The following is a 13,424-nucleotide window of genomic DNA, read 5'->3' on the forward strand; positions in this document are numbered from 1 at the left end:
TGAAAGCATATGGTTTACGAACGAGCTTTTCCGTTTTTGTACGGCGATCTCTTTAGTCTTTAAACAACAGCGAAGCGCCGGCGATTCCCGGATGGGTCATCTCGTACGGATCGAGAATCAGATCGAGCTCTTCCTCGGTCAGAACATTGTGCTCAAGGCACAGCTCCCGCACCGATTTGCCCGTCAAAATCGCCTCGCGGGCGATGCGTGCCGCCACTTCGTATCCGAGGTGAGGGTTGACGGCGGTAATGACGCCCACGCTCTTCTCGACGTAAGCCTTCATCACTTCTTCGTTGGCACGGATGCCGTCCAGGCAGTATTCCTTGAATGCACGGAAGGCGTTGTTCATGATGCTGATCGATTGCAGCAGGTTAAAGACAAGCACCGGCTCCATGACGTTCAGCTCCAGTTGTCCCGCTTCGGAAGCGAGGCAGATGGTGTGGTCGTTTCCGATTACCTGGAACGCCACCTGATTGACCACCTCGGCCATGACCGGATTGACTTTCCCTGGCATGATGGAGGAGCCTGGCTGACGGGCAGGCAGGGAGATTTCCCCGAGTCCGGCGCGCGGTCCGGAAGCCATCAGGCGCAGGTCGTTGGCGATTTTGGACATGTTGATCATGCACACCTTGAGGGCCGCGGACACTTCTGTGTAAGCATCCGTGTTTTGCGTGGCGTCGACCAGATCGGATGCGCCTTTGATCGGCAGGCCTGTGATCGAAGCCAGATGCTTGATGACACTCTCGATATAGCGCGGCTCCGCATTCAAGCCGGTTCCCACGGCAGTCGCGCCCATGTTTACTTCGTACAGATGCTGGCGGGAGCCGGAGATTCGCAGGATGTCCCGGGACAGCACTTTGCGGTACGCTTCAAATTCTTGGCCCAGACGGATCGGAACCGCGTCCTGCAGATGGGTTCTGCCCATTTTGATAACGCTGTCAAATTCTTTCGCTTTTTGCGAGAACGACTCCTGCAGGCTATCCATCGTCGCGAGTAGCTGGTCCAGCATCATCAGTACGGAAATGTGGATCGCAGTCGGGAAAGCGTCATTCGTAGACTGGGACATGTTCACGTGCGTATTCGGGCTGACCTGGAAGTAGTCGCCTTTTTCAAAGCCGAGAAGCTCCAGCGCACGGTTGGCGATGACTTCGTTGGCGTTCATATTGATCGAGGTTCCGGCGCCGCCCTGAATCGGATCGACGATAAACTGGTCGTGCAGATTGCCATCGATAATCTCTTGTGCCGCCTGAACGATCGCTTCTCCGATGCGGCGGTTGAGCTGGCCCGTTTCCATATTGGCAAGTGCTGCCGCTTTTTTTACCATCGCCATCGCCTTGATCAGCGATTCGTGGATTCGATATCCGGTGATCGGGAAGTTTTCCAGGGCACGAAGCGTTTGTACACCGTAGTAGGCGTGTTTCGGCACTTCTTTTTCGCCGAGGAAGTCTTTTTCTACCCGTTTGGTTACTGCTGTATCCATGTGTATACAACTCCTACAGGATATTTTTGATGTTAAACAACGTTGTTTACTTTCATCAAAATCGTAACATAGTTTCAAAGAAAGAAGTAGCTTTAAATCAATTGAACGAACGAATCGAAATGATTGTAGAACCCGATCAGTGTTGATAAGATGGGATAAATCTTTGTGAACAAGGAGGCGGACCGCATGCATCGGGTTGAGCTGCTGCAGGAGATCACGTATATTGACGGAATTACGATCATCGATACGTCGGGAACGATCCTCTTTTCGGTGAAATTCAACCCCCGCTTCGCATCCGGGAGCGAGAAGACGGATGAAATCGTCGGGGAAAATCTGTTTACTTCCTTTCCTATGCTGAATGAACAAACAAGTACACTCTACCATGCGCTGAAAACGGGGCGTCCGACTTTTCGCAAGCGTCAGGAAATCATTGATTTTACCGGCAAAAAAATCGAAACGACCAATGTTACGCTGCCGATCAAGACAAACGGGCGGGTGATCGGGGCGATTGAGCTGTCCAAGGATATCAGCAAGCGGGGGGAGCCGGTAGACGAGCTGATCGAACTGGACGCCAGCCTGTTCATACCAAGCAAAGCGGAGCAAGCGAATATCCAGCCGGAAGGAGCCAGATACACGCTGGACGATATCGTGACGGGCAACGAGCAAATGCTGGAGCTGAAGAGGCAAGCAAAGAAAATGGCTCGCGGCCGCTCGCCGCTTTGCCTGTTCGGTGAGACGGGCACGGGGAAGGAGCTGTTCGCCCAGGCCCTGCATCATGCAAGCGGCCGCTCGCACAAGCCTTTTATCGCCCAGAACTGTGCGGCCATTCCCGAAAGCCTGATGGAGAGCATCCTGTTCGGGACGAAGAAAGGCAGCTTTACCGGGGCGGAGGACAATCCGGGGCTGTTCGAGCTGGCCGATGGCGGCACGATTTTTCTCGACGAATTCAACTCGATGCCCCATTCCCTGCAGGCAAAATTGCTGCGTGTGCTGGAGGATGGCCTCATCCGAAGACTGGGGGACAAGCATGTCCGCAAAGTAGACGTGCGGGTGATCGCTGCCACCAACAAGCATCCCCGTCAGTGCGTCAAGGATGGACAGCTCCGCCCAGACCTGTACTACCGGCTGTGCGTGATGGCCTTGCACCTGCCGCCGCTGCGCGAGCGGCCCGAGGATATCGAGCTGCTCCTGCCCTATTTTATCAACAAGTACAACCATCTGATGGGCAAAAGCGTCCGCCACATCGCCAAAGGCGTGTACGAGTATTTGCAGATGCACGATTGGCCGGGGAATATCCGGGAGTTTGAATACGTCGTCGAATTTGCCCTGCAGCTCAAGGAAGACGGTGACGAAACGCTTCAACGCAGCGATTTGGAGCCGATCATGAACCACCTGAGGGACGAGCAGGCACCCGAACAGACAGCCGCTTCGGAAGGAAAAGCGTGGGGAGCAACAATTGGAGAGGATTACGGGGAAGTGACGGGAGCAGGCGAGGGCCAGGAAAAACAGGAGGCACAGGAAGCACAGGAAGCACAGGAAGAACAAGATGAGCTTGTGCCTCTCAAGGAAGCGGTCGCTTCTCTGGAAACGCGGCTGATCCGGCGAGCGCTGGCGAAAACAGGGGGAAATGTCTCGAAAGCGGCACTTTTGCTGAACATTCCCCGGCAGTCGCTGCAAAACAAAATCCGCGACTATGAAATCAAATAGCAGTAAAAACGGGGCTCCAATCGATTTTCTGCCAATTTTGCTTCTGCCCAAAAACGTACAAAGAAGTGCCCGAAAATTAACACGCTGTGCGAATGAAACTGGAATTTTCCTTTCGATAGATGGTGTATCCTCCCGAAAAAGGAGAGATGCCCGTCTTTTTTTTGAGAATATTCCACAAAATGGCTGGCATGGTCCTTGCTTTGAGAAGACGGCATCATTGCATTTGCAAACAAGGAGGATGCCTTCCATGATTATCGGAACGTTTAAAGAATTGAAGCCGGGGGAGTCGCGCGTCGTGCTTACCCCGACGGAAGTGGCCGAATTGACCGGCGGCGGCCACACCGTCCTGATCGGCAAAGGGACAGGCGAAAATGCCGGGTTTCCCGATCAGTCCTATGCCGAAGCGGGCGCCGAGCTGAGAGACGGCATGGAGGAAATCTACGCCGAAGCGGAGCTGATCGTAAAGGTAAAAGAGATTTTGCCGGAGGAATACCACCTGCTGCGGGAAGGACAAATCCTGTTTACTTGCCTTCATCCCGCTGCCAACCGGGAAGAGGTGAATGTACTGCTGGACAAAAAGGTCATCGCCTTTACCGCCGAGGATACGCATCAGTACGGCTCTCCCAATGGAGAAGTGGCTGGAAAGCTGGGAGCGCTCTGGGGCGCCCATTATTTGCTTAGCGTGAATGGCGGGATGGGCAAGCTTGTCGGCGGCATCGGAGGCGTACCCGGCATCCAGGCGCTCGTCATCGGTGCGGGAATTGTCGGACGCAGCGCAGCCCATGTCCTCTCCTCGCTTGGAGCTCGGGTAACAATGATGGACGTGAATATCGGCGTCCTTCGGGAAGCGCAGTATTTGCTGCCAAAAGGGGTAGACACGATGTTTTCCAACCGGAGCAACATCCGCCAGGTGCTGCCTCACGTCGATTTGGTGATGAACTGCGTCAAATGGCCAAAGCACCGCAAGGACCATCTGATCACACGCGATATGCTGCAGCTCATGCGCAAAAAGGCGGTTATCGTCGACATTAGCGCAGACGTCGGCGGAGCAGTGGAGACATACAGACCGACGACGTACGAGGAGCCTGTCTATGAAGTCGACGGCATTATCCACTTCGGCGTCGACAACATTCCGGGCGCTGCCCCTCATACGACTTCGATTGCTTATGCGGCATCCGTATTTCCGCACATCAAGTCGATTGCCGACCACGGAGCGGACGAGGCAGCTCGTCGCAATCCGTATCTGCGCCGGGGATTGACGTCGTACAAAGGGATATTGACTCATGAGGAAACCGCTTTGATCCAGCAGCGCGAGCGTACGACAGCAGAAGAACTGCTCGGCTTGCCGGCGAAATAGCATTTACAAACAAAAGGAAAAAAGGGGGAAGTGCTGTCTATGGAGGCGACAGAAGCAGTTCATCTCGGCATCATTTCGCTGGTTCCCGCGACGGTCTCTGTCATTCTCGCGTTTTGGACCAGAAACACCGTGTTTTCGCTTGCAGTAGCCTGTTTTCTCGGCATCCTGCTGTCGGGACAAGGCCTGATGGGATTTCCCGCCTTGCTGAAAACCGCGCTCGGTACGACCAGCTTTTCCGGACTGTTGCTCCTGGAGCTGTTTATCGGCGTGATGATCGCATTTTTCCAGCGGACCGGAGCGATCCAGAATGTAACACTGATGCTGGAGCGCAGGCGGTTCACACGTGTGAAAACACAGCTTGTCGCCTGGTTTTTGGGCATGTTCGTGTTCTTCAGCGACTATTTCAGCCCGCTGTTTGTCGGCTCGACGATGCGCAATCTGGCTGACAAGGCGAGAATCTCCCGGGAAAAGCTGGCCTATATCGCCGACTCCACCTCGGCGCCGGTCAGCGTGCTGGTGCCGATTACGGGCTGGGCGGCCTACTTTACCGGCCTGCTGATCGGCGTCGGCACCATCGCCAATGAAGCAGACGCCATGTCCCTGTTCTTAAAGACCATCCCGTTCAACTTTTACGCCATCCTGTCGGTTCTCTTCGTCGGTTTGCTTGCGCTCCGCGTCATTCCGGAATTTGGCCCGATGAAAAAGGCGGAGAAACGGGCATTGGAGGAAGGGAAGGTGCTTCGCGACGGCGCAGACCCGCTGATGGGCTCGGAGCTGACCGACACGCCTCCTTACGAGGGAATCAAGACAAATGTGTTCCTGAATTTCATCCTGCCGGTGATCATCGTCATCTCTATCGCCGTCGGCACCTTTATGACCATGAAGTCGGCCAAAACGATGGAAGCCTTTTTGGCGGCAGCGGTCATACTCGGCATTATCATGCGTATTCAAGGGGTGCCGTTTGCCGACATCATGAAGACGGCGACAGCGGGGATGAAAGGCGTCATGCCGGCCATTCTCGTTCTGGCTTTTGCCTTTTCGCTCAACCAGCTCAGCAAAGACATGGGGACAGCCCACTACATCATTTCCGTCACGGAAGGCTGGCTCACTCCTCATTTGCTGCCGTTCCTGATTTTTATTACCTGCGCCGTCATTTCCTTTGCCACCGGGACCTCGTGGGGCACCTTCGCCATCGTCATGCCGCTGGCCGCTCCGCTCGCTTTCACCTTTTCCGGCGGAGAGGTTTCCATTCTGGTCGTCGCCACGATTGCAGCAGTCGCCGGGGGAGGCGTCTTCGGGGACCACTGCTCGCCGCTGTCCGACACATCGGTCCTCGCCTCCACAGGAGCGGCTTCTGACCACATCGACCACGTCAAGACGCAGCTTCCGTACGCGCTGACAGTCGCGGTCATCTCGGCTTTGCTGTATCTGGTGATCGGGTTTGTGTTTGTGTAGAGCGGGTGATTGCCGTTTGTGGGTAAGATCAAACAGTTAAATGCGCACCAAAAAAACCGGAGGGTATTCCTCCGGCCAGGCTGTCGAGAAAGTCGACAGCCATTTTTATTTCCCTGTATTTTGTGACGACACCGCGTTAATGTGTTATAATATTCTTGTAATTACATTTACTGGCGGGTGATTATTGTGCTTTCCTCTAATGAAAAAAAGCAACAAATGCAATATGAATTTGTATGCCTTGATGAGTTGGTCCCGGAGGACCATTTGCTACGAGTTATTCAAAAGCATGTAGACTTCTCTTTCATCCGAGAAAAAGTACGCCAATACTATTGTGAAGATAACGGTAGACCAGCCATTGATCCGGTGGTTTTATTTAAAATGATTTTCATTGGATACCTTTACGGTATCCGGTCAGAAAGACAACTCGAAAAGGAAATTCAGACGAATATTGCTTACCGCTGGTTTCTTGGCCTTTCACTAACAGATCGAGTTCCAGACCACACTACCATCAGTTGGAATCGTCGAACTCGTTTTAAAAACACAAATGTTTTCCAAGAGATTTTTGATGAAATCGTTCGCCTTGCTATCCAACATCGCATGGTTGGCGGACGTGTTTTGATAAGTGATTCCACTCATCTGAAAGCAAATGCGAACAAACGTAAATTTAAGAAGCATGTTATTGAAAAATCTAGTCGAGCCTACCTTAGTGATTTAGAAGCAGCCATTAATGAAGACCGTGAAGCACACGGAAAAAAGGATTGAAGCCTAGAGAGGATGTGAAGGAAGAAAAGGAAATCAAGGTGAGTACTACTGATCCGGACAGTGGTTACATGGTTCGTGACGGAAAGCCTGAAGGCTTTTTCTATCTCGATCATCGGACAGTCGATCATAAGTACAATATCATAACTGATGTACACGTGACTGCGGGTAACGTTCATGATTCTGTTCCTTATGTAGATCGGCTACAACACCAAATTGAGAAGTTTGGGTTTACAGATACCATTGAAGCCGTTGCATTGGATGCTGGCTATTTAACTACTCCAATCTGCAAGGCTCTGCACGATCTAAATATCTTTGCCGTCATTGGCCATCGAGCTTTTTCACCTGTTAAAGGCCTTATCGCCAAATGGCGGTTTAAATATGATCCCGAAAAGAATGTCTATATTTGCCCCCAAAAACATGAGCTTGCTTATTCGACAACTGACCGTAACGGATACAGAATGTATAAGTCAAATAAAGAAATATGTAAGGCATGTCCGATGCTCACTATGTGTACACGGTCAAAAAATCACCAAAAGGTGATAACCAGGCATGTATGGGAAGAGAGTAAAGAATGGGTTCGACAGAACCGCTTAAGTAAGTCAGGAAAATACCTATACAGGTTGAGATACCAAACGATAGAGCGAAGTTTTGCAGATGCCAAAGAACTGCATGGACTTCGCTATTGTAGGTTGCGCGGACGTGAAAATGTCCAAGAGCAAGCGTTGCTGACAGCAACCGTTCAAAATATAAAAAAGATAGCACTCCACCTTGCAAAGGCATGTTAGGTGTGGTGCTATCTAAGACTTCCAGCACTTCGTGCTCAATTTTATTGTTATGAAAGAAGAAACTCCAACATATTGTGGGGTTTCTCGACAGCCTGACCGGAGGGTATTCCTCCGGCTTTTCTTTTAGCAGGAAGAAAGCTGTGCATTGATAATCCAACACCCTCTCACAAATGTTCTCCTCATTTATATAGTCGAACGGAGCCAAGCTCCGGTTCATGAATTTTTTGCAAGGCACGTTGACATGAGCTGATCAAATGATTTAGACTAAAACTGAAAAAGTTAAAAGTATTAACTATTAAACGTTTTAATAAACTAGGGAGATGGTATAGCCTGCCATGGATGTAAAACAGTCACTATCCAAACAGTTTTCCATCATGATGCACAAGTTTATGGTGGCCTATGGCAAGGCCCTCGACCCGGATATTTCCGGTTCTCAGGTGTATATGCTGGAGATCTTGCAGGACGAGGGAACAAAAAAGAGCTCGGATGTGGCGGCACAACTGGAGATCAGTCTTCCAGCCGTTACGAATCTGGCCAACAAGCTGGTCAAAAAAGGGTATATCAAACGATCTGTCTCCGCAGAGGATCGCCGGGTAACGCTCCTCGAGATCACACCGACCGGGTCGGACGTTTTGAAGCGGATTCTGGACAAGTACCATCATTTGACGGAAACGCTTTGGAGCGGCTTTGCTCCCGAGGAATTGACGCAGCTTCTGCAGCACTACGAAAAAATGGTTGCCAACCTCAAGCATTACCAACCTGACAAGGAGTGAAATGACATGACAACACAACAACAAGTAGCTGTAATCACTGGTGCAGGGAGCGGCATGGGCCGCGCGACTTCGATCAAGCTGGCCGAGCTCGGCTATCGCCTGGTACTGGTCGATTTCAACGAGCAGTTCGGTGAAGAAACGCTCGCGCTCGTAAAGGAAAAAGGCGCAGAAGCGATCTTCGTAAAAGCAAACGTGGCCGAAAGCGCCGATGTGCAAAACTATGTCAATCAAGCGGTCGAGACGTTCGGCCGGATCGATGTCTTTTTCAACAACGCGGGAATCATCCAAAAACCGTACCTGTTCGCAGATATTCCGGATTCCGAGTTTGACCGCATTTTCGCCGTAAACACCAAAGGCGTGTTCCTCGGCATGAAATACGTCATCAAAGTAATGGAAAAGCAAGGCTCCGGCGTGATCATCAACACGGCATCCACGGCAGGCGTGAAGCCCGAGCACAGCCTGGGCGTTTACTCCGCTTCCAAGCACGCAGTCGTCAGCCTGACCAAGTCCGCTGCGATGGAATACGCGAAAACCGGCGTCCGCATCAATGCCATCTGCCCTGGCGGCGTAGCGACCAACCTGGTAGCCGGTTTTGAGCAAACGATCAAAGAAACCGGAAATGTTCCGGAAATCCAATTCCCGCGCATCGGCTACATGGCTGATCCGAATCAAATCGCGAGTGTGGTCGCTTTCATGGCTTCCCCGGGCGCGTCCTACATGACAGGCTCTATCGTCGTTGTTGACGGTGGTCTCACGCTGTAAGCGGCTGTTTCCGCGATCGAACACCATTTGTCAAAACCTGTTCATGCCAACTAGCCGAGAAGGCTGTCCTCCAAGCAGATGCTCTTGCTTGAGGGACAGCCTTCTTTTTTGGATGCATGGTCTTGCGGGGGGTGTACATGTATTACGAAGCTTGCGGCAGCGTACTGCTTTTTGCGAGTCCCAAATGCTCCTGCAGCGTTTTGCGGATCTCGGCCAAGTCCTGCTCGTCCAGCTTGTAGTAATAAATGTTGTTCTTGTACATGCTGCTGCCTTTCAACTGCAACTTCTCAATATTGACGCTGCTTCCCTTGGCAAAATAATAGAACGCCTCCAGGTCAGACAGCCGCAGGTTCGTCTTCACATTGTCGCCCAGCGCCTCCAGCAGCGCTCCGTACTTGGTGACAGAGCCGAACGACAGCGTTTTGTGGAAGATCGCTTCCAGCACGAGCTGCTGGCGTTTGCCGCGCTCCATGTCGCTGTCTATTTTTCGGGTCCGGACCAGCGCCAGGGCTTCTTCGCCGTTTAACGTCTGCAGCCCTTTTTTCAGCTTGATCGCACGCGGCCTGTCTTTGCTGTCCTGCTCCGTAAACGTGATCGGAACATCTACCTCGACCCCGCCGAGCGCGTCGACGATTTCCATAAACGCCGTGAAATTTACTTTTACGTAGTAATCGACCGGGACGTCGAGCAGACCTTCCACTGTTTCCACCGCAGCGTCCACGCCGCCGAAGGCATGGGCGTGATTGATCTTGTCCTTTTTCTGCTCAACCGGCACGTATACGTAAGAATCGCGCGGAATGCTGAGCAGCTTCACGGAGCGGTCTTTTTTGTTGAAGGTCGCAAGCAGAAGGGCGTCCGTGCGGATGGCTTCCCCGTACTGCTTATGTCTTTGCTCGCTGTCATCGACACCCATGAGCAGGACAGAAAAGCTGTCTGCCAAAGCATCCTTCTTTTCCACACGCTTGGGTGAGATCGTTCCCCGCTGCAGCTCCTGATGGGACTTTTCCTCCAGCATGGCTGCCTTGCGGTACAGATCGACCGCATACCCGGTTGAGACGAACAGCAGGACCAGAATGGGGATTAGCAAAAAAACGATGCGACGCTTGCTCTTTCGTTTTCTTTTTAGATTTTGAGTTTGGTTATTTTTCACAATAAACTCCACCTCGATAGGATGTACACTGAGTGTAGACGATTTTCGACAAGATTTCGTTACAGGGGGGTAACAACTGGCAGAAAGGGGGCATTTTTTGACGAGTTTTTGTTTTCTTCTGAAAACAGGCAGGAAAAATGGCGAACAAGCTGTAAAATTAGGAGAGAGGTAATAGGATAAAGTACCGCGAATATGTTGGCATCGGCAGCACATGTCTGAACGGAAGCTTTCGAATCAAAATGATGAGGGAGTGTAGGACGATGAGCACAAACGAACTTTTGCAAAGTACCTTGCCGCAAATGCTGGAACAAACTTGTAAGCGCTTTCCTTGGCGTTGCGCCGTTTATTTCAAAGGACAGCAATGGGATTACGGGACACTGGGAGTGCTGGTCAAGAAGTTCGCCGCCGGACTGCACAGCCTCGGGATCGGGCAGGGAGACCGAGTGGCGGTCATGCTGCCCAACTGTCCGCATTACGTGGCAGCCTACTACGGCATTCTGCAGCTGGGTGGAATCGTTGTACAGGTCAATCCCATGGCGGTTCCGGCCGAGCTGGAGCATTATTTGACCGACTCAGGTGCCAAAGCCTTGATCACCTTTGCTCCCTTTTTGCCGGTGGTCGAAAAGGTAAAAAGCGCTGAAGGCTTGGCGGCGAGAATCATCGTTGAACTGCCTCCTACGGATTCGGAGCTTCCAGCCGGATGGCTCCGTTTTGAAAACGTCATGGCACTTGCCGAGGATTTGCCGGAGGTGTCAGTGTCTCCAGATGACATCGCGGTACTCCAGTATACAGGCGGTACTACAGGGCGCTCCAAAGGGGCGATGCTGACCCATCAAAACCTGTATGCCAACGCCTATCAGTCACACATCATCATGGGAGGAGACGTCGACAATCCCGACCGGATCTTGACTGTGATTCCGCTCTTTCACGTCTACGGGATGACCGTTTGCATGAACATGGCCATTTTTGGAGGATCGCAGCAGGTCATGCTGCCCCGGTTCGACCTGGAGGAAGTGCTGCAGACGATCAAGGATACGAAACCGACGGTATTCCCGGGGGTGCCGACGATGTACGTGGCGGTCAATGCCCATCCGCAGGCGGAAGAGTACGGCATCTCGTCCATCCGCCTGTGCGCAAGCGGCTCCGCACCGCTTCCTGTTGAGGTCATCAAAGGCTTTGAAGCCAAGACGCAAGGCATGATTCTCGAAGGCTTCGGCCTGACCGAAGCCTCCCCGGTCACTCACTTCAACCCGAGGGATAAGCGAAAGGCCGGGTCGATCGGGACGGCTATACCGTTTACGGAGTCCAAAATCGTCAGCCTCCAGGACGGCGAGACGGAGCTGGGGCCGAATGAAGCGGGAGAGCTGGTCGTGCGCGGTCCGCAAGTGATGACCGGCTATTGGGGAATGCCGGAAGAGACGGCGGCAACGCTCAAAGACGGCTGGCTGTACACAGGGGATATCGCCTACAAGGATGAAGAGGGATATTACTATATCATCGATCGGAAAAAGGATTTGATTATCGCCGGGGGCTTCAATATTTATCCGCGTGAGGTAGAGGAGGTCCTCTATCAGCACGCGGCTGTGCAAGAGGCTGTCGTCATCGGCGTGCCTGATGCGTATCGAGGAGAGACGATAAAAGCGTTCGTGGTTCCGAAAAAGGGAGTTGTCCTGACCGAAGAGGAAATCACCGATTTTTGCCGGGAGAACATGGCCGTCTACAAGGTGCCGAGAATTATCGAGTTCCGCGACGCCCTGCCGAAAACGGCCGTAGGCAAGATTTTGCGGCGGACGCTGCGGGAGGAAGCAAAAGGAGCAGGCGCGACGCAAGAATAAGGCTCAGGCGCGACGCAAGAATGAATAAGGGGCAGACAGGACGCAAAAACGGACGGATAATCAGATTGGACGCAGGCGCTGCAACAGCCTTTTTTGTCCGCCCCAAGCTGTTCCAATACGAAACAGCGCTCCTTAAAAACAGAAAACAGAGGGCCGCCTGGGCATCCGGGCGGCTTTCGCTTTTCGTCATGTTTCACGCTCTTGCCCTCATAGAATGAGGCAAACAAGCAAAGAGGTGAAACAAGATCGACATGTGGAAAGCGGTTGTCTCCATCCTGACTGCCTGGTCGCTTGCCAATCTCAGCCTCTTTCCTGCGTTTGCGGGGGCGGAAACGAGCGGGGCAGTGCAGCAATCGGCCCAGGCGCAGCAAGACCCGCCTGCTCCGCAGACAGATGAGCCGATCACGGTCACGGTGGTGGGCGACATTTTGCTGGACAAGAACGTCGGAGCGCAAATCGAACGCTACGGAGTGGACTATCCTTTTGCCAAAACGGCCGAGCTGCTCAAGCAGGCTGATCTGACAGTGGGGAATCTCGAGACTGCCGTCAGCAGACGGGGATCCCCCGAGCACAAGGAATTTACCTTCCGGGCCAAGCCGGAAACGTTGGCAGGCCTTGCAAATGCCGGCTTCGACGTCGTCAATTTGGCCAACAACCACACGATGGACTACGGAATGGACGCCTTTCTGGATACGATGCAGCATTTGCGCGAGAACGATATCGCTTACGTAGGCGGAGGAAAGGCGGAGGAGGAGGCGTTTGCCCCCTATATCCAGACGATCAAAGGAAAGAAGGTAGCAATCATCGGGCTGAGCCGTGTACTGCCCAATCAGAAGTGGTTTGCGGGGAAGAACAAGGCGGGGCTGGCTCACGCCTATTCACGGGAGCCGATGCTCGGCTATGTTCGCAAGGCTGTGGCAGAGTCCGACATCACCATTGCGATCATGCATTGGAATTTGGAGTACAAGGACTACCCTGAGCCGTACGCCCGCCAGATGGCCCGTTTGCTGATCGACAATGGAGTGGATGCGATTGTGGGGTCCCATAGCCATTCCCTCATGGGGGTCGAATGGTACAAAGAGGCCCCGATCTTTTACAGCGTGGGCAATTTCGTCTTTACGACGCCGCGAAATCCAAAGGGCTCCGAGTCGCTGATCGTCACTTTGACGTTTGCCCAGAACAAGACAGACGGCAAGATCATCCCGGCTAAAATTGTAAATGGCCAGCCCGTTCCCCAGGCAGGAGACAATGCGAAAAAGCTCAGGGAGAAGGTTGCGAAGCTCTCGTATGGGGCAGGGGTTGACGAGGCGGGAAATATAACGAGGAAATAAAAGGCAACGAGTTTCGGTGAAAGCAAA

At 52.7% G+C, this 13,424-nt stretch carries 10 protein-coding genes; 8 read left to right on the forward strand and 2 right to left on the reverse strand.

From position 1 onward, the window contains the following. Positions 1–52 precede the first annotated feature (52 nt). Entirely contained in the window at positions 53–1,480 is a 1,428-nt protein-coding gene (aspA, locus tag V5G20_RS07130; RefSeq protein WP_003389605.1) for an aspartate ammonia-lyase, read from the reverse strand. A gap of 186 nt (positions 1,481–1,666) precedes the next feature. Between aspA and V5G20_RS07135 the strand changes: the two genes are divergently transcribed. The 6 genes from V5G20_RS07135 (at position 1,667) to V5G20_RS07160 (ending at position 9,081) form a co-directional block, all read left to right on the forward strand. After that, positions 1,667–3,187, forward strand: a complete 1,521-nt coding sequence (locus V5G20_RS07135; protein WP_039070660.1) for a sigma-54 interaction domain-containing protein — start codon at positions 1,667–1,669, stop codon at positions 3,185–3,187. Between the two features lie 247 nt (positions 3,188–3,434). Then, the gene (locus V5G20_RS07140) at positions 3,435–4,544 is read left to right on the forward strand and encodes an alanine dehydrogenase (RefSeq protein WP_172920572.1); all 1,110 of its coding nucleotides are present in this window, start codon (positions 3,435–3,437) and stop codon (positions 4,542–4,544) included. A gap of 39 nt (positions 4,545–4,583) precedes the next feature. After that, the gene (locus tag V5G20_RS07145) at positions 4,584–5,999 is read left to right on the forward strand and encodes a Na+/H+ antiporter NhaC family protein (protein WP_003389601.1); all 1,416 of its coding nucleotides are present in this window, start codon (positions 4,584–4,586) and stop codon (positions 5,997–5,999) included. A gap of 216 nt (positions 6,000–6,215) precedes the next feature. Beyond that, positions 6,216–7,546, forward strand: a protein-coding gene (locus V5G20_RS07150; protein WP_122958896.1) for an IS1182 family transposase whose coding sequence is annotated in 2 segments (ribosomal slippage) — positions 6,216–6,756 and positions 6,756–7,546 — 1,332 coding nt in all. Because the reading frame shifts where the segments join, the coding sequence is not laid out codon by codon here. A 335-nt stretch (positions 7,547–7,881) separates the two neighbouring features. Next, a complete protein-coding gene (locus V5G20_RS07155) occupies positions 7,882–8,319 on the forward strand; it encodes a MarR family transcriptional regulator (RefSeq protein ID WP_338463298.1) in 438 nt (145 codons plus the stop codon). A 6-nt stretch (positions 8,320–8,325) separates the two neighbouring features. Continuing rightward, on the forward strand, positions 8,326–9,081 hold the full coding sequence (locus V5G20_RS07160; RefSeq protein WP_003389599.1) for an SDR family NAD(P)-dependent oxidoreductase: 756 nt from the start codon (positions 8,326–8,328) through the stop codon (positions 9,079–9,081). A 142-nt stretch (positions 9,082–9,223) separates the two neighbouring features. Here the strand turns inward: V5G20_RS07160 and V5G20_RS07165 are convergent, their stop codons facing one another. After that, positions 9,224–10,234, reverse strand: coding sequence for an LCP family protein (locus V5G20_RS07165; protein ID WP_311068450.1), 1,011 nt, complete (start codon positions 10,232–10,234; stop codon positions 9,224–9,226). 257 nt (positions 10,235–10,491) lie between these two features. Here V5G20_RS07165 and V5G20_RS07170 point away from each other — a divergent pair, with 257 nt between their 5' ends. Together V5G20_RS07170 and V5G20_RS07175 are read left to right on the forward strand one after the other, a co-directional pair. Next, positions 10,492–12,066, forward strand: coding sequence for a long-chain fatty acid--CoA ligase (locus V5G20_RS07170; protein ID WP_338463299.1), 1,575 nt, complete (start codon positions 10,492–10,494; stop codon positions 12,064–12,066). Positions 12,067–12,317: 251 nt separating this feature from the next. Then, positions 12,318–13,397, forward strand: coding sequence for a CapA family protein (locus V5G20_RS07175; protein ID WP_122958491.1), 1,080 nt, complete (start codon positions 12,318–12,320; stop codon positions 13,395–13,397). Positions 13,398–13,424 lie beyond the last annotated feature (27 nt).

The organism is Brevibacillus borstelensis (assembly GCF_036700025.1).
GTDB lineage: Bacteria > Bacillota > Bacilli > Brevibacillales > Brevibacillaceae > Brevibacillus > Brevibacillus borstelensis.

Coding starts and splice junctions, on each gene's coding strand:
- aspA (WP_003389605.1), bottom strand. CDS start 1,480: ATGGATACAGCAGTAACCAAACGGGTAGAAAAAGACTTCCTCGGCGAA.
- V5G20_RS07135 (WP_039070660.1), top strand. CDS start 1,667: ATGCATCGGGTTGAGCTGCTGCAGGAGATCACGTATATTGACGGAATT.
- V5G20_RS07140 (WP_172920572.1), top strand. CDS start 3,435: ATGATTATCGGAACGTTTAAAGAATTGAAGCCGGGGGAGTCGCGCGTC.
- V5G20_RS07145 (WP_003389601.1), top strand. CDS start 4,584: ATGGAGGCGACAGAAGCAGTTCATCTCGGCATCATTTCGCTGGTTCCC.
- V5G20_RS07155 (WP_338463298.1), top strand. CDS start 7,882: ATGGATGTAAAACAGTCACTATCCAAACAGTTTTCCATCATGATGCAC.
- V5G20_RS07160 (WP_003389599.1), top strand. CDS start 8,326: ATGACAACACAACAACAAGTAGCTGTAATCACTGGTGCAGGGAGCGGC.
- V5G20_RS07170 (WP_338463299.1), top strand. CDS start 10,492: ATGAGCACAAACGAACTTTTGCAAAGTACCTTGCCGCAAATGCTGGAA.
- V5G20_RS07175 (WP_122958491.1), top strand. CDS start 12,318: ATGTGGAAAGCGGTTGTCTCCATCCTGACTGCCTGGTCGCTTGCCAAT.